The following is a 15,944-nucleotide window of genomic DNA, read 5'->3' as shown; positions in this document are numbered from 1 at the left end:
GGCTCCCTCAGACCTCGTACGGCTGGACGACGATGAAGTTGCCGGGGGCGCCCCGGAACTGGAGGTTCACGGTCTCTCCGCTGTGGCCGGGATAGGCGTTGCGGCGCAGCCTGACCTGGCTGGAGAGGATCACCTGCGAGGCGGCCGACCAGGCGACGACCGCGTTGCAGTCGGCGAACGTGGTCGGCGTGACCGGCAGGACCACGGGGATGCCGTGCGTCTTGACGACGACCGTGCCGCTGCCCTGGAACTGCATGGTGAACAGCGCCCCGCCGGGGATGCCGTGGCCCTCGATGCGGCGCACCTCGTACTGGAGCGTCTCGTCGAAGGCGAGGACGTTCTCCGCGGAGACGCAGATCCCGTCGCCCTGCAGCTCGATCGGGTGCAGGTGGGCGCCCTCCTCGGCGAGGAAGACCTGGCCGCGGCCGGTGCAGCGCATCAGCTGCATCTCCTGGCCGGTGGCGTTGCCGACGATGCGCCCGGCGAACCCGGCGCCCTTGTAGCCGAACTCGACCTTGCCCTGGTACATCACCATGCTGCCCTGACGGGCCAGGACGGGGGTGCCGCCCATGGACAGGTCGACCCGCATCAGCTGCTGGTTCTGCGGCGTCCAGCGGGCTCCGGTGGCCGTCTCGCGGTACGGCTGGAGGGCCGCCTGCAGTCCGGCGCCCGCCTGCGGGGCACCCTGCGGGACGCCGGGCTGCTGCCCGTACGGCGGCGGGGTCTGCCCGAAGGGGGCCTGCGGCTGCTGTCCGTACGGGGCGCCCTGCGGCTGTCCGTACGGCTGCGGCTGCCCGGGTACCTGTCCGAACTGCGGCTGCTGGGGCTGTTGCGGCGGCTGTCCGTACGGCGCGGGGGCGGCCGGCGGCGGCACCGTACCGCCCGGCGGGGTCATCGGCGCCACGATCGTCGGCGCGGAGTGCACCTGCGGGACGGGCGCCGGCGGGGGCGCGTGCGGGGCGGGCGCGCCGAAGGACGGCGCGGGCTGCGGCGGCTGCGGCGCCGCGGGCACGACCGGGGCGCCGAACGACGGGGCGGGGGCCTGGGCGGGCGGCGCGAAGGAGGGGGCGCCGGCCTGCGGCTGCGGCGCCGCGGGCTCCTCCTCCAGGACCTCTCCGCCGAAGTTCTTGAGCAGCGCGGCGAGTCCGCCGTCGAAGCCCTGGCCCACGGCGGCGAAGCGCCACACGTCCTTGAGGTAGAAGTCGCCGAGCATCACCGCGCGCTCGGTGCTGAACTCCGCGCCGGTGAACGAGTAGCGGGCGACCTCCTCGCCACCCGCGACGATGCGCAGGTAGCCGGGCCCGACGTGGGACATCTGGCCGTCGCCGTCGATGGTCGCGGTGAAGGCGAGCTTGTGGATCTGCGGCGGGACCCGGTCCAGGGTGACCCGGAAGGACTCGGTGTCACCGGCCTGCGCGCCGAGCAGCTGGACGGACTCCTCGGGCGACTTGGGCTGGTTGAAGAAGACGAAGTACCGGTCGTCCGAGAGCCGCTCGTCGGCGTCGAGGCCGAAGCAGCTGATGTCGAAGGTCAGCCCCGGGGCGGCGATCTGCACGCCCACGTACAGGTCGGTCCCCGCTGTCAGATCGCTGATCTTGGCCTTGTGGCCTCGTTGGAATTCCCTGGCCATGCGTAACGACCGTCCCCCATCCCGACGATGTGCTTGCGTCGCGCCAGGCTAACGGCTCCCCGCGCGATTGAGCCAAGTCGGTACGCGTTCGGTACGAGACCGTCGCGGTCACTCTCCGCGAGCGGGCGGCAGGTGCGGCAGCCGCTCCGCCGCGACCACGCCCTCCAGGTAGCCGCGGGCGCGCTCGGTGCGCGGATAGGCGTCGAGCAGCCGCCAGAAGTTCGGCCCGTGGCCCGGCACCAGCAGGTGCGCCAGCTCGTGGACCAGCACGTAGTCGATGACGTACTCGGGCATGCCCTGGAGGCGGTGGGAGAGGCGGATGCTGCCCTCGGCCGGGGTGCAGGAGCCCCAGCGGGTGTTCTGGTTGGTGACCCAGCGCACCGAGGTGGGCCGTGCCCGGCCCCCGAAGTACTGCTCCGACAGGCGCTCGGCCCGCTCGGCCAGGTCCGTGTCGCCCAGCGCCCGCTTGTTCTCCTGGGCGGCGAGCTTGTCCAGCATCACGGTGACCCAGCGCTTCTCCTCGGCCTGGGACATCCGGGCCGGGATCAGCACGATGGTGCGGTCGCCCTCGCGGTAGGCGGAGACGGTCCTGATCCGCCGCGAACTCCTGCGGACCTCGACCGCGCTCGTCGCGGGACCCCTGGGCGGGTCGCTGTTCACGCTGCGCTGCGGGTCGGCGGTGCGCTGTGGGTCGACGGGCACGCCCCGACGTTACCCGCTGTCAGCACGGGAAGTCCCGCCCCCGGGACGGTTCGGCTGTGATCGGCCCCTCTCCCGGGCCAGGCCGCGGCGATCCGTATGACTTATCCCCTTGCCTGTGGACAACTTTGTGCGGCTTCGGCCGGGATTCCGCATTCTTGCGTCACGGGCTTCCGGCCGGAGCGGGATTCCGGTCGGGGCCGGGTCCGGGCGGCCTGATCGGGCCGGGCTGGGCTGGGCTGGGCTCCGATGGGTCCGGTCCGGGCCGGGCTCGGACAGGGCTCGGGGCTCGGGATCGGGTCCGAAGGGGACGCGAGAAGTCCGCAGGGGACGGAAGAAGGGGGACGGTACGTGCATCCGATGGTGAAGCCCGCGCTGACGAGGGCCTGGCGGGACCTCCAGCACGTCCAGTTCGGGGTGGCCCCGGCCCACGCGGTGGTGCTGGGCCCGGTCGACACGACGACGGGCAGCTTGATCGACCTGTTCGACGGGACCCGCGGGATGCCGCTGCTGCGGGCGGAGGCCAGGGCGCTCGGGGTGCCCGAGGAGACGGTGGACGCGCTGGTGGGGCGGCTGGCCCGGGCCGGACTGCTGGACGACCCGGCGTGCGGCGGGCCCGAGGTGGAGGCGCTGCGGGCCCGGGAGGGGGTGCTGGACCGGCTCCGCGCGGACCTGGCGTCGCTGGCCGTGGTCCATCCGGAGCCGGGGGCCGGGCTGCGGCGGCTGGGGGCACGGGGCGCGCTGCGGGTGCAGGTGCGGGGCGCCGGGCGGGTGGGCGCGGCGATCGCGGCGCTGCTGTCCGGCTCCGGGGTCGGCGAGGTGGAGGTGCTGGACGGGGGCACGGCGGAGCCCTGGGACGTGGCGCCGGGCGGGCTGCCGGGCGAGGCGGTGGGCGAGCGGCGCTCGGTGGCGGCCCGGCGGGTGGTGGCGCGGGCGGCTCCCGGGCGGCGGCCGCGGAGCAGGGCCGGGGAGCGCGGGGAGCCGGAGCGGCCGCTGGACCTGGTGGTGTTCGCGCCGCGGGACGGTCTGGACGCCTATGCGCCCGACCCGGGGCAGGCCGAGCCCTGGATCGCGTCGGGGACGCCCCATCTGTACGCGGGGGTGGTGGAGGCCACGGGGGTGGTGGGTCCGCTGGTGCTGCCGGGCGGGACGGGGTGCGCGGAGTGCGTGGAGCGGGCGCGGGCCGAGCGGGAGCCGGTGTGGCCGGTGCTGCGGGCCCAGTGGCGCTCGGGGCGGCGGCGGTCGGTGCCCGCGTGCGACCTGGCGCTGGCGAGCACGGTGGCGGGGACGGCCGCGGCGCACGCCCTGGCCTTCCTGGACGGGGACCTGCCGGACACCGTGGGGGCCCGCTGGGAGGCCGCGCTGCCGCTGCTCGACTGGCGGAGGGAAGCCGTTGCACCGCACCGCGACTGCGCCTGTGGTGCCGCCGGGCAGACTGGGAGGGAGGGCACGTCGAGGGCCGGGGCGCCGCACGACACAATGGCCGGGTAGCGGCGACGGAGGGTGCCACGAGCGCGAGCGCGCGGCGGTCTGGGATTTGGAGGGGCGTATGTCTGATCTTCCCCGGAAGGCGGTCACCCGTACCGCCAAGCTGGCCGCGCTGCCCCTGGGGTTCGCCGGCCGGGCCACCTGGGGCCTGGGCAAGCGGATCGGCGGCAAGTCCGCGGAGATCGTGGCCCGCGAGCTGCAGCAGCGCACGGCGGAGCAGCTGTTCAAGGTCCTCGGGGAGCTGAAGGGCGGTGCGATGAAGTTCGGGCAGGCCCTGTCGGTCTTCGAGTCGGCGCTGCCCGAGGAGGTCGCCGGGCCCTACCGGGCGGCGCTCACCAAGCTCCAGGAAGCGGCGCCGCCGATGCCGACGCGCACGGTGCACTCGGTGCTGGCGGAGCGGCTGGGCGAGGACTGGCGGGAGCTGTTCGCCGAGTTCGAGGACAAGCCGTCCGCGGCGGCGTCCATCGGCCAGGTGCACCGGGCGGTGTGGCACGACGGGCGCGAGGTCGCGGTGAAGGTGCAGTACCCGGGGGCGGGCGAGGCGCTGCTGTCGGACCTGACCCAGCTGAGCCGGTTCGCCCGGCTGCTGGGGCCGCTGATCCCGGGCATGGACGTCAAGCCGCTGATCACGGAGTTGCGCGACCGGGTCTCCGAGGAGCTGGACTACGGGCTGGAGGCGCAGGCGCAGGGCGAGCACGAGCGGGTCTTCCGGGACGACCCGGACGTGGTGGTCCCGGCCGTGGTGCACCAGTCCGACCAGGTGCTGGTCACGGAGTGGATCGACGGGGTGCCGCTGGCGGAGGTGATCGCGGACGGTACGCCGGAGCAGCGGGACCGGGCGGGGCAGCTGCTGGCCAGGTTCCTCTTCTCCGGGCCGGCGCGCACCGGGCTGCTGCACGCGGACCCGCACCCGGGCAACTTCCGGCTGCTGCCCGGGGAGGACGCGGAGGACGTGTCGGCCTGGCGGCTGGGCGTGCTCGACTTCGGCACGGTGGACCGGCTGCCCGGGGGCCTGCCCGACACCATCGGTCCCGCGCTGCGGATGACCCTGGACGGGGAGGCCGAGGAGGTCTACGCGCTGCTGTGCTCCGAGGGGTTCGTGAAGGAGTCCATCGCACTGGACCCCGACGCGGTCCTGGAGTACCTGCTGCCGATCATCGAGCCGGCGAAGGCGGAGGAGTTCACCTTCAGCCGCGGCTGGATCCGCACCCAGGCGGCCCGGATCGCGGACCCCCGCTCGCCCGCGCACCAGTTGGGCAAGCAGCTCAACCTGCCGCCGTCGTACCTGCTGATCCACCGGGTGACGCTGAGCACCATCGGGGTGCTGTGCCAGCTGAACGCGACGGTGCGGCTGCGTGACGAACTGCGGGAGTGGCTGCCGGGGTTCGTGGCCGAGGAGGAGCGGGACCAGGAGCGGGAGGACGCGGCGGGGGCCTGAGCCGGGCGGGCCTGAGCCGGGCGGTCGTCCGCCCGCACCGTCCACCCCGGTGCCGGGCCCGCCGGACCGCCCGCCTCACCACCAGGCGGAGTCCAACCTGCCCTCGATCGCGCGGAGATGGGTGCGCGCGCAGGTGTCGCAGAAGTAGTGGCGCTCGCCGTTCTCCACGGAGCAGGTCCAGGTCAACGGCATGCCGTCCGAGATCGTGCCGCAGCGGGAACAGACCGTGTCCCGGTCGTCCGGCCGCGCGGTGGCAGGGGTCCGCTCGTCCATCCCAGAGACGATAGACCCGTGCCGTCCCGTCAGGACCGCAACGCACCGCAGGGGCCGGTCCTGACGGACCGGCCCCTGCGGGGGATTTCACGCCGGGCGGCGCGGGCAGTGCACGTGGATCAGTGCATGACGGCCATGGCCAGCGCACGGCGGGCGCGCAGCGACACGCGCTCGGCCCTGCGCTGCATGCGTCGCGCGGCGACCAGGCGCACGGCCTGGCGTTCCGCGTCGACTTCCCGCATGCGCTCGTTCATATGCGCGCGTGCCAGGGCTTCTTGGAGCAGTTGCATCTCGCGGGTCCTGTTCTGACGCGAGGCGTTCGCGTCGGCAGTGGTGCTGAAGACTGGGTTGGCGGAGCCGAAGGGCTCGCCTGCGGAAGAGGTCATCGGGGCCTGCTTCTGGGGATCGTGCGTATGGGGTCGGTCGATGGTTCCGGTGACGTTCATGCCGCGACCGGGTTCTTGCGCGGGCGGCCACGCGGCCGCTTGCGGGCGACGACCACGCCCTGGACGAACAGTTCGCCACCCCAGACGCCCCAGGGCTCGCGCCGCTCCTTGGCGCCGGCGAGGCAGGCCTCCATCAGCGGGCAGGTGCGGCAGAGCGACTTGGCGTACTCGACGTCGGCCGGGGACTCGGCGAAGAAGACCTCCGGGTCGTACGAACGGCAGGGGACGGGTACGCCGAGGTTCTCGATGGCGTCGTCGAGCGCGGTGAGCGCGGTGAGCGGAGCGAGCGGGGTCAAGGTGGAGTCCTCCGTGAGACCGGGCGGGGGGAGCGTTTCGGAAGGCGGTACGGACGGGGCGTGCGCTTCGAGTTGCACGGGTGTCTTTCCTCGTCTGGTCGTTCCGGCCTGGGTCGGCCGGTGGTCGGCTGGTACCGGGTTCTGCTGTCCCGAGGCCCCTTCGGCCTGTTTCGCCGTTGGGCAAAACAGAAGGGCCGCGGATCCCGGGTGGGGTTCCGCGGCCCTGAAGGCGCCGGCCTGATCGTCGATCAGGCTGGATCACTCCAGGGTTCGAGCCCACGGAAGGCCCACATCGTGTGGTGCTGCGTGTCGTGCTGCTTCGTTTCGGCACTGGTCGCCGCAAAGGCATAGGCCTGGGCCTGCGCCGCTGCTACTCCTGCTTCCAGTGCCTTGGTCGGTCGCTCATTGCGCTCCAGGACGGGGAGAGCCGTCAGGGAGGCGGTCCGGCCGGCGGTGAAGCCGAGCAGACCGGTACCGGGCAGACCGGAGCCGGCGAAACCGGAGCCGGACAGAGCGGTGCCAATGAGAGCCGAACCGGAGAAGCCGAGCGAGCAGGCGGAGACGACCGAGCGATCGGTCATTTTCACGGTGCTGATGAAGCTGGTGTTGTTGCTGATCACTGGAATCGCCTCCTCTCGGCGTCTCGGGGGGCACCGGCCAGGCCGGTACCGCGCGTATTCGGATAAGTAGAGCACGGGGACGGGGCTTCGGAGAAGCCGCCGTTTCCGTGGTTAAGAACCTATGGGGATTCGTGGGGCGGGCGCAAACTATTTTTTCGATGAGTTTGCATCAGTCCTCACCGGAAGCGCTTGCACGCTCCTGACCTGCACAGATGGCCAGCACATCGGCGCCGAACCGATCGAGCTTGCGGGCGCCGACGCCGGGGATGGTCGCCAGCTCCCCGTCCGTGGCCGGCGAGGCCTCGGCGATCGCCATCAGCGTCTTGTCCGTGAACACACAGAACGCGGGCTGCCCCAGGAGCCCCGCCTGCTCGGCGCGCCAGTCCCGCAGCCGCTCGTACAGCCCCTCGTCCATGTCGGAGGGGCAGTCCTCGCAGCGCATCAGCTTGACCTCGCCCGCCTCGGTGAGCGAGGTGCCGCAGACCCGGCAGCGCACCGGACCGCGCCGCTTGCGCGGACGGGCCTCCGCTCCACCGCCCGGTCCCGCGCCGCGCTCCACTCCCCCGGAGCCCGCGGCGGACCGGCCGCCGAGCGCCCCGCTGCCCGGCCGCAGGCCCTGCAGGAAGCGGCTGGGCCTGCGGGAGGCCCGGCCGCCCGGGGAGCGCGAGAGCGACCAGGAGAGCGTCAGGTGGACCCGGGCCCGGGTGACGCCCACGTACAGCAGGCGGCGCTCCTCCTCGACCTGCTCGTCCGTCTTGGCGTACGTGATCGGCAGCATGCCCTCGGTCAGGCCGACCAGGAACACCGCGTCCCACTCCAGGCCCTTGGCCGCGTGCAGCGAGGCGAGCGTGACGCCCTGGACGGTCGGGGCGTGCTGGGCGGCGGCCCGCTCGTCCAGCTCGGCCACCAGGTCGGCCAGCGTCGCCCCCGGGCGGGCCGCCGCGAAGTCCTCGGCGAGGCGCACCAGCGCCGCCAGCGACTCCCAGCGGTCGCGCACCGCGCCGGAGCCCGCGGGCGGCTGCGGGGTCCAGTTCTTCGTCGAGAGCACCGCCCTGACCTGGGAGGGCAGGTCGACCACGTCGTCGAGCAGGGAGTCGTTCCCGCCGAAGCGGGCCGCGCTGCGCAGGGCCGCGCCGGCCTCCTTGACCTCCTGGCGCTCGAAGAACCGCTCGGCGCCGCGCAGCTGGTAGGGCACGCCGACGTCGGCCAGGGCCTGCTCGTACACCTCGGACTGGGCGTTGATCCGGTAGAGCACGGCGATCTCGCCGGCCGGGACGCCGGAGGCGATCAGGTCGCGCACCCGGCGGGCGGTGCCCTCGGCCTCCGACGGCTCGTCCGGGTACTCCCGGTAGAGCGGCTCGGGGCCCGCCTCGCGCTGGGAGACCAGCTCCAGGCGGTGCTCGGCGGCCCGGCCGCGGGCCTGGCCCAGCAGCCCGTTGGCCAGGTGGACGACCTGGGGCGTGGAGCGGTAGTCGCGGATCAGCTTGACCACCGTGGCGCCGGGGTGGCGGGTGCGGAAGTTCAGCAGGTGGTCGGGGGTGGCACCGGTGAAGGAGTAGATCGTCTGGCTGGCGTCGCCGACCACGCACAGGGTGTCCCGCTCGCCCAGCCACAGGTCGAGCAGCCGCTGCTGGAGCGGGGAGACGTCCTGGTACTCGTCGACCACGAAGTGCTGGTACTGGCGGCGGATCTGGTCCGCGATGTCGTGCCGGTCCTGGAGGATGCCGACGGTGAGCAGCAGCACGTCCTCGAAGTCGATCGAGCCGCGGTCGCGCTTGAGCTGTTCGTACGCCCCGTAGATCTGGGCGATCTCGGCGGGGTCGCGGGGGGCGTCGCGCAGCGCCTTGGCCGCGGCGGCCGGGTAGTCGGCGGGGACGGTCTGGGTGACCTTGGCCCACTCGATCTCGCCGGTGACGTCCCGCAGCTCGTTGCGGTCCAGCCGGACCCGGCAGCGGGCGCCCGCCTCGGCGACCAGCTGCACCTTGCGCTCCAGCAGGCGCGGCATCTCGCCGCCGACCGCCTTGGGCCAGAAGTACTGCAGCTGGCGCAGGGCGGCGGAGTGGAAGGTGCGCGCCTGGACGCCGCCCGCGCCCAGCTGGCGCAGCCGGCCGCGCATCTCCCCGGCGGCCCGGTTGGTGAACGTGACGGCCAGCACGCTGGCGGGCTGGAGGATGCCCGCCCGCACTCCGTACGCGATGCGGTGGGTGATCGCGCGCGTCTTGCCCGTACCGGCTCCGGCCAGCACGCACACCGGGCCGTGCAGGGCGGTGGCGACCTCGCGCTGCTCGGGGTCGAGCCCGTCCAGCACGGCGTCCGCCGAGTCCGGCACCTGCGGGAAGAGAGTGGAGTGCGTTGCTGATGTCACCCCGCCATGCTGCCAGGTCGCCCGGGGCGGATGCGGCCGTTGTCCACAGGGACGGGGTCGTGGTCGTACTAATGCCGCAGGTGGTGGCGGGCGCGCTCGCCACCACCTGCGGACCCGGTGCCGGGAATGGTCGCGCGGGCCCGTACGTTCTTGCGGGTGCGGGCACGCACCGAGCCAATCCGGGCGCGACGCGCACCGAGCGAACCAGAGGAGTGCGAGAGACCATGCCGGGCACTGTGACGATGTACAGCACCACGTGGTGCGGCTACTGCCGTCGGCTGAAGAGCCAGATGGACCGCGAGGGCATCGCCTACGACGAGATCAACATCGAGCAGGACACGGACTCGGCCGCGTTCGTCGAGAAGGCCAACGGCGGCAACCAGACGGTGCCGACGGTCCTGGTGCGCTCCGAGGCGGGCACCGAGTCGGTCATGACCAACCCGAGCCTGGCCCAGGTGAAGCAGGCGCTCGGCGCCTGACGCCGTACGCGCGAGGGCCCCCGCCGGTCGGACTGGCGGGGGCCCTCGCGCGTACCCGTACTGCTACGCCAGCGGCTTCGGCAGGGGCTTGCCGTACCAGAGCTCCACCAGGCGGGCCGCGATCGAGATGCCGGAGGGCGGCAGCACCTCGCCCGACTCGATCGCCGCGCGCAGGTCCTCCCGGGAGAACCAGCGCGCCTCGTGGATCTCCTCGCCGTCCACGTTGATCTCCGAGGACGTGGCGCGGGCCATGAAGCCCAGCATCAGGCTGGACGGGAAGGGCCAGGGCTGGCTGGCGACGTACTCCACCTCGCCGACCGTGACGCCCGCCTCCTCCCAGACCTCGCGGCGCACCGACTGCTCGATGGACTCGCCCGGCTCCACGAACCCGGCGAGCGTCGAGAAGCGACCCTCGGGCCAGTGCACCTGGCGGCCCAGCAGCGCGCGGTCCTCGTCGTCGGCGACCAGCATGATCACCGCCGGGTCGGTGCGCGGGTAGTGCTCGGCGCCGCAGGCCGGGCAGCGCCGGATGTGGCCCGCCGCCGCGATGACCGTGCGCTCGCCGCAGCGCGAGCAGAAGCGGTGCAGCCGCTGCCAGTTCTCCAGGGCCACCGCGTGCACCAGCAGGCCCGCGTCGCGCGGGGACAGCAGCAGGCCCGCCTCGCGCAGGCCCGCCGGGCGCGCCGACTGGTCCATGCGGCCGGGCAGCGCGTCCTTCTGGAGCGCGAAGTAGCTCACGCCGTCGTCGTCGGTGCCCAGGAAGTAGCGGTGGGTCTCGGTGACCGGGGCCTCGAAGGCCGGGGTCATCACCAGTTCCGTACGCCCGTCGGGGGTGTCGTCGACCAGGGCCTGGCCGCCGGAGACCACGAAGACGCGGGTGGTGGGGTGGCTCCAGGCGGCGGCGAGCCAGGCCTCGTCGAGGCGGTGGTGCGCGGCGCGGTCGATCCCGCTCGGCGCGGTGAGCCCGATCGGCTGGTCGGACTCGTTGCTCATGGTGCTCAAGGTGCTTACAACTCCCCCAGATCGGTTGGATGTTCAGCGCGGGGCGACGGCCGTGGACAGGGAGCCGGCCAGCTCGCCCCAGAGGTGGGCGCTCGCCTCGACGCCCTTGAGGAGCAGGTCCACCTCGACCTTCTCGTTGGGCGCGTGCCAGCCGTCGGACGGCACGGAGACGCCCAGGAACAGCACCGGCACGTCCAGCACGTCCCTCAGGTCGGCGGCGGGCCCGGAGCCGCCCTCGCGGGTGTACCTGACCTTCTGCCCGTCGAAGGCGAGGCTCATCGCGCGCGCCACGGAACGCAGCGCCGGGTGGTCCAGCGGGGTCAGGCAGGGGCGGGTGGGGGCGCCGAAGACGATCTCGTGGCGGATGCCGTCGGGCACGCGCTCGGCGACCCAGGCGCGCACGGCCTCCTCGATCCGGTCCGGGTCCTGGCCGCCGACCAGCCGGAAGGAGAGCTTCAGCATCGCGGAGGCCGGGATGATCGTCTTGCCGCCGGGGCCCTGGTAGCCGCCGCCGATGCCGTTGAGCTCGGCCGTCGGGCGGGCCCAGACGCGCTCAAGGGTGGAGTAGCCGGCCTCCCCGAGGGTGCCGTGCGACGTGGCGGTGCGCAGCCAGGCGGCCTCGTCGAAGGGCAGCTCGGCGACGAGCGCGCGCTCCTCGTCGGTGAGCTCGGCGATGTCGTCGTAGAAGCCCGGGATCGTGACGTGCTCGTCCTCGTCGTGCAGCGCGGCGACCAGCCGGGCGGCGACGGTGGCCGGGTTGGGCACCGCGCCGCCGAACGAACCGGAGTGGATGTCCTGGTCGGGGCCGTGCAGCTCGATCTCGCAGTCGGCGACGCCGCGCATGCCGGTGCAGACCGTGGGCACGTCCTCGGACCACATGCCGGTGTCGGAGACGATCACCGCGTCGGCCGCCAGCCGGTCCGCGTGCGCCTCGACCAGCTCCCGGAAGTGCTCCGAGCCGGACTCCTCCTCGCCCTCGATCAGGAGCTTGAGGTGGACGGCCGGGGTGGTGCGGCCGGTGGCGGCCAGGTGCGCGCGCACGCCGAGGGTGTGGAAGAACACCTGCCCCTTGTCGTCGGCGGCACCGCGCGCGTAGATGCGCCCGTCGGCCAGGTGCGGCTCGAACGGCTCGGTGTGCCAGCCGTCCTCGCGGGCGGCGGGCTGCACGTCGTGGTGGCCGTAGACCAGCACGGTGGGCGCGTCCGCGTCGGCCGAGCGCCACTCGCCGAACACCGCGGGACCGCCGTCCGTCTCCCAGACCTCGGCCGTGGTGAAGCCGGTGTCCTTCAGCTTCGCGGCCAGCCAGTCGGCACTGCGCCGCACGTCCGGCGCGTGGTCGGGCTGCGCCGACACCGAGGGGATGCGCAGCCACTCGACCAGGTCGTCGAGGAAGGCGGCGCGGTGCTGCTCGATGTACGTACGCACGGTCTGGACGGCGCTGTCCGGGGTGTCGCTCATGCTCCCGAGCCTATCCGGCGCCGGAGGGTGGGGCGGGGCGCGGGCGGCCCGCACGGGGCGCGGCCGGTCCCCCGGGCGCCGGGCCGGGTGCTCCGTCGCGCAGCAGCCGCTCCAGGGCGGGGCGGTCCGGCAGCCGCGGCGGGCGCACGACCTCGCCGGTGCGCACGTAGACGAACGCGGCGGCGACCTCGTCGAGCGGGACGCGGTGCCGCTCGGCCCAGGCGAGGCGGTAGACGGCCAGCTGCAGCGGGTCGGCGGTGCGGCGGTGGCTGGTCTTCCAGTCGACGATCTCGTACGCCCCGGTGGCCTCGTCCCGGTAGACCGCGTCGATGCGGCCACGGACCACCCGTCCGGCCAGGGTGAGCTGGACCAGCACCTCCACCCCGACGGGGGTGCGGCGGGCGTACGGGGTGCGCTCGAAGGCCTCCTTCAGGACGGCCAGGTCGCGCTCGTCGGCGATCTCCGGCTCGTCGGCGAAGTCCTCGCCGCCGGGCAGCTCGTCGGGGCCGAGCAGCGGCAGGGGCAGCTCCTCGAAGCGGGACTCCACCCACGCGTGGAAGCGGGTGCCCCGGCGGGCGGCGGGCTGCGGCGGGCGCGGCATGGGGCGGGCCAGCTCCTCGGCGAAGCCGTCCGGGTCGGCGGCCATCCGGATCAGCTGGGAGGTGGTGAGGGCGCCGGGCAGCGGGACGTCGCGGGTGGTGGCGCGGGTGCGCCGGAGCTCGCCGGTGAGCGCCTCCAGGTCGCGGTCCCAGGACGCGACGGTGCGGGCGTCCTCGGGGACGAGCCGCACGCGCGCGGGGGCGGGCGGGCGCGGGGCGTCGGCCCCGGGGGCGGGGTGCGGACGGGCGCGCGGGGGCCCGGCGTCCACGCCGTCCCGGGGGACGGGGGCGTGCGGAGCGTCCTCGCGCGCGGGGGCGTCCGGGGTGTCCCGGAGCACGGTGTCCCGGAGCACGGGCCCCTCCGGGGCGTCGGCGAGCGGCCCGTCCGGCGCCTGCGGGTGCTCCATGGGGCCCTCGTGCGGCCCCTCGTACGGTCCGCCCTCCGGCCCTTCGTACGGTCCGCCCTCTGGTTCCTCGCCCGCTTCCCCTGCCGGTCCTTCGTCCGGCCAGGGGGCGTCCTCGTCGTCCGGCCACGGGGCGTCGTCCGCGTCCTCCGGCGGGGCCTCCTCGTCCCAGGCGTAGGGGTCCTCCACGCGCGCGTGGACGTCCGGCGCGTCCGGCGCCTGCGGCCGGTCCTCCAGCTCCCTCAGGTGGCGCAGGACCGTGTCCGCGGCGCGGCGGCGGCGGGCCAGGGAGAGCTCGTCCAGCGGAAGCGGCCAGGCCTGGTCCCCGGCGGCCTCCCGCAGGCACGGGTTCTCCGCGTCCGGGGGCGGCTCCTCCTCCCAGGCCTCGATCTCGCCGTGCCCGCGCGCGCAGTGGTCGTACAGCGCGGTCATGAAGTCCGAGGGGCCGCGACGGCGCTTCTGCGAGGGCCCCCACCAGTGCGCGGAGGCGAGCAGCAGGCTGCGGGGGCGGGTGAACGTCACGTACCCCAGGCGCAGTTCCTCGGTGTGCTGGTGCTCCTTCATGTCGGCCTTGAAGGCCTTCATCGCGGGGGCCGTCCAGTCCTCGATCCCCGGCAGGGTCTCCGCGTCGCCGCGCAGCGGGTGCGGCAGGACCTGGGGCTGGGCGGTCCAGGACTCGCGGGCGCGGGTGCTGGGGAACTGTCCGGTCACAAGCCCGGGGACCGCGACCACGTCCCACTCCAGGCCCTTGGACTTGTGCGCGGTGAGCACCTTCACCGTGTTCTCGCCGCCCGGCAGCGCGTTGTCCAGGCCCTTCTCGTACTGCGCGGCCGTGCGCAGGAAGCCCAGGAAGGCGAGCAGCGTCGCCTCGCCGTCCAGGGAGGCGAACCCCGCCGCGACGTCCAGGAAGTTCGACAGGGTCTCGCGGCGGCGGGCGGCCAGCGCGTGCGGGGACGCGGAGAGCTCGACCTCCAGGCCGGTGGTGGCCAGGACCCGGTGCAGGACGTCCATCAGCGGATCGGCCAGCGAGCGGCGCAGGTCGCGCAGTTCGGCCGCCAGGTGCGCGAAGCGGACCCGGGCGTCGCCGGAGAACGGCAGCCCGTCGTCGTCCCCGCCGGTCTCCAGGAAGGTGTCCAGCGCGTCGGCCAGCGAGATCACCTCGGCCGGGTCGACGCCCTCGACGGCGGCGGCCAGGCGCCGGTCCGGGTCGGCGTCGTCGCCGGCCCGCTCGCGGTGCACCAGCAGCCGGGCGCGGCGGCCCAGCAGGGCCAGGTCGCGCGGGCCGATGCGCCAGCGGGGGCCGGTGAGCAGGCGGACCAGCGGGGCGTTGGCCCCCGGGTCCTGGAGGACCTCGCAGACGGCCACCAGGTCGGCGACCTCGGGCAGGTGCAGCAGGCCGGACAGGCCGACCACCTCGACCGGGACGTCGCGCGCGACCAGGGCGCCCTGGATCTCCGGGAAGTCCGTGGCCGTACGGCACAGGACGGCGATCTCGCCCGGCTCCTTGCCGGTGCGCACCAGGTGGGCGATGGAGTCCGCGAGCCAGTCGACCTCCTCGCGGTGGGTGGGCAGCAGGGCGATCCGGACGGTGCCGTCGCGCTCGGCGCCGGGCGCGGGGCGCAGCGCCTCCACGCCCGCGTGCCGGGCCCGCAGCGGCGCGGCCAGCCCGTTGGCGAGGTCGAGCAGCCGGCCGCCGCTGCGCCGGTTCTCGCTGAGCGAGAAGCGGGTGGCGGGGCTGCCGTCGGCGTGCGCGAAGTGGCGGGGGAAGTCGTCGAGGTTGGCCACGGACGCGCCGCGCCAGCCGTAGATGGCCTGGCAGGGGTCGCCGACCGCGGTCACCGCGTGCCCGGTGCCCTGTCCGAACAGGCCGGAGAGCAGCAGCCGCTGGGCCACCGAGGTGTCCTGGTACTCGTCGAGCAGGACGACCCGGAACTCCTCGCGCAGGATCGCGCCGACCTCGGGGCGGGTGGTGGCCAGCTCGGCGGAGAGCGCGATCTGGTCGCCGAAGTCCAGCAGGTCGCGGGCGCCCTTGGCCTGCCGGTAGCGCACGACCAGGTCGAGCAGTTCACGGCGCGCGGTGGCGGCCTCGGGGACCTTGCGCAGGTCCGGGTTGGAGAGCTTGGCGGACTCCAGGGCGCGCAGCAGGGCGGTGTCGTGGGCGAGCAGGTCGGCGGGGCGCGTCAGGTGCTCGGAGAGCTCCCCGTCGAGGGCGAGCAGGTCGCCGACGAGGACCGGGAAGGAGCGGGTGAGCGCCGGGTACGGGCCGGGGGCCTCGCGCAGCACGCGCGCGGCGAGCTGGTAGCGGGTGGCGTCGGCGAGCAGCCGGGCGGTGGGTTCGAGCCCTATGCGCAGGCCGTGGTCGGTGAGCAGCTGCCCGGCGAAGGCGTGGTAAGTGGAGATGCGCGGCTCGCCCGGCGGGTCGTCCGGGTCGATGGCGTCGGGGTCGGTCACGCCGGCGCGCACCAGCGCCGTGCGCACGCGCTCGGCCAGTTCGCCGGCCGCCTTGTTGGTGAAGGTGAGGCCGAGCACCTGCTCGGGCGCCACCTGGCCGGTGCCGACCAGCCACACCACGCGCGCGGCCATCACCGTCGTCTTGCCCGAACCGGCTCCGGCCACGATGACCTGCGGGGCGGGCGGCGCGGTGATGCAGGCCGTCTGCTCCGGGGTGAACGGGATGCCGAGGAGCTCCTTGAGCTGCTCGGGGTCGGTGAGGCGCGGGGTCACCTCAAAGAGGCTAACGGGCCCCA

13 protein-coding genes are annotated in these 15,944 nt (G+C 74.2%); 3 read left to right on the top strand and 10 right to left on the bottom strand.

The genetic code is table 11. The annotated features are described in order from the left end of the window. Positions 1-7: 7 nt before the first annotated feature. Together ABT160_RS06995 and ABT160_RS06990 are read right to left on the bottom strand one after the other, a co-directional pair. On the bottom strand, positions 8-1,630 hold the full coding sequence (locus ABT160_RS06995; protein WP_351644545.1) for a TerD family protein: 1,623 nt from the start codon (positions 1,628-1,630) through the stop codon (positions 8-10). A gap of 108 nt (positions 1,631-1,738) precedes the next feature. Continuing rightward, complete coding sequence (locus tag ABT160_RS06990) at positions 1,739-2,332, bottom strand: M48 metallopeptidase family protein (RefSeq protein ID WP_502984173.1); 594 nt, start codon at positions 2,330-2,332, stop codon at positions 1,739-1,741. 348 nt (positions 2,333-2,680) lie between these two features. On the opposite strand from ABT160_RS06990, the gene ABT160_RS06985 reads away from it, so the two are divergent. Together ABT160_RS06985 and ABT160_RS06980 are read left to right on the top strand one after the other, a co-directional pair. After that, a complete protein-coding gene (locus tag ABT160_RS06985; protein ID WP_351644542.1) occupies positions 2,681-3,820 on the top strand; it encodes a ThiF family adenylyltransferase in 1,140 nt (379 codons plus the stop codon). Between the two features lie 58 nt (positions 3,821-3,878). Then, positions 3,879-5,255 carry an ABC1 kinase family protein gene (locus ABT160_RS06980; RefSeq protein ID WP_351644540.1) on the top strand — a complete coding sequence of 459 codons (1,377 nt, stop codon included), beginning with the start codon at positions 3,879-3,881 and terminating at the stop codon, positions 5,253-5,255. 75 nt (positions 5,256-5,330) lie between these two features. Here ABT160_RS06980 and ABT160_RS06975 read toward each other — a convergent pair whose 3' ends face one another. The 5 genes from ABT160_RS06975 to ABT160_RS06955 form a co-directional block, all read right to left on the bottom strand. Continuing rightward, positions 5,331-5,528, bottom strand: a complete 198-nt coding sequence (locus ABT160_RS06975) for a hypothetical protein (protein WP_351644538.1) — start codon at positions 5,526-5,528, stop codon at positions 5,331-5,333. Between the two features lie 119 nt (positions 5,529-5,647). Further along, positions 5,648-5,974: a putative WhiB-interacting protein gene (locus ABT160_RS06970; RefSeq protein WP_351644535.1), complete on the bottom strand. Its 327-nt coding sequence runs from the start codon at positions 5,972-5,974 to the stop codon at positions 5,648-5,650. Then, a complete protein-coding gene (locus ABT160_RS06965; RefSeq protein ID WP_351644532.1) occupies positions 5,971-6,348 on the bottom strand; it encodes a WhiB family transcriptional regulator in 378 nt (125 codons plus the stop codon). Before ABT160_RS06965 ends, ABT160_RS06970 begins: the two co-directional genes overlap by 4 nt. 170 nt (positions 6,349-6,518) lie before the next feature. After that, complete coding sequence (locus ABT160_RS06960) at positions 6,519-6,890, bottom strand: hypothetical protein (RefSeq protein ID WP_351644530.1); 372 nt, start codon at positions 6,888-6,890, stop codon at positions 6,519-6,521. A 169-nt stretch (positions 6,891-7,059) separates the two neighbouring features. Next, positions 7,060-9,255 carry an ATP-dependent DNA helicase UvrD2 gene (locus ABT160_RS06955; RefSeq protein WP_351644527.1) on the bottom strand — a complete coding sequence of 732 codons (2,196 nt, stop codon included), beginning with the start codon at positions 9,253-9,255 and terminating at the stop codon, positions 7,060-7,062. A gap of 224 nt (positions 9,256-9,479) precedes the next feature. Here ABT160_RS06955 and ABT160_RS06950 point away from each other — a divergent pair, with 224 nt between their 5' ends. After that, positions 9,480-9,734 carry a mycoredoxin gene (locus tag ABT160_RS06950; protein WP_351644524.1) on the top strand — a complete coding sequence of 85 codons (255 nt, stop codon included), beginning with the start codon at positions 9,480-9,482 and terminating at the stop codon, positions 9,732-9,734. Positions 9,735-9,797: 63 nt separating this feature from the next. On the opposite strand, the gene nudC is transcribed toward ABT160_RS06950, so the two are convergent. The 3 genes from nudC to ABT160_RS06935 are packed head-to-tail and all read right to left on the bottom strand — an operon-like array spanning position 9,798 to position 15,921. Then, positions 9,798-10,727, bottom strand: a complete 930-nt coding sequence (gene nudC, locus ABT160_RS06945; RefSeq protein WP_502984172.1) for an NAD(+) diphosphatase — start codon at positions 10,725-10,727, stop codon at positions 9,798-9,800. A 42-nt stretch (positions 10,728-10,769) separates the two neighbouring features. Further along, positions 10,770-12,194 carry a dipeptidase gene (locus ABT160_RS06940; protein ID WP_351644519.1) on the bottom strand — a complete coding sequence of 475 codons (1,425 nt, stop codon included), beginning with the start codon at positions 12,192-12,194 and terminating at the stop codon, positions 10,770-10,772. A gap of 10 nt (positions 12,195-12,204) precedes the next feature. Further along, positions 12,205-15,921 (bottom strand): ATP-dependent helicase, encoded by a 3,717-nt coding sequence (locus tag ABT160_RS06935; RefSeq protein ID WP_351644518.1) that lies wholly within the window; start codon positions 15,919-15,921, stop codon positions 12,205-12,207. Between the last annotated feature and the right edge of the window lie 23 nt (positions 15,922-15,944).

This window comes from Streptomyces sp. NPDC001941, from assembly GCF_040296945.1.
GTDB lineage: Bacteria > Actinomycetota > Actinomycetes > Streptomycetales > Streptomycetaceae > Streptomyces.
This window is presented reverse-complemented; position numbering and strand designations above follow the sequence as displayed.

Coding starts and splice junctions, on each gene's coding strand:
- ABT160_RS06995 (WP_351644545.1), bottom strand. CDS start 1,630: ATGGCCAGGGAATTCCAACGAGGCCACAAGGCCAAGATCAGCGATCTG.
- ABT160_RS06980 (WP_351644540.1), top strand. CDS start 3,879: ATGTCTGATCTTCCCCGGAAGGCGGTCACCCGTACCGCCAAGCTGGCC.
- ABT160_RS06975 (WP_351644538.1), bottom strand. CDS start 5,528: ATGGACGAGCGGACCCCTGCCACCGCGCGGCCGGACGACCGGGACACG.
- ABT160_RS06970 (WP_351644535.1), bottom strand. CDS start 5,974: ATGAACGTCACCGGAACCATCGACCGACCCCATACGCACGATCCCCAG.
- ABT160_RS06950 (WP_351644524.1), top strand. CDS start 9,480: ATGCCGGGCACTGTGACGATGTACAGCACCACGTGGTGCGGCTACTGC.
- nudC (WP_502984172.1), bottom strand. CDS start 10,727: ATGAGCAACGAGTCCGACCAGCCGATCGGGCTCACCGCGCCGAGCGGG.
- ABT160_RS06940 (WP_351644519.1), bottom strand. CDS start 12,194: ATGAGCGACACCCCGGACAGCGCCGTCCAGACCGTGCGTACGTACATC.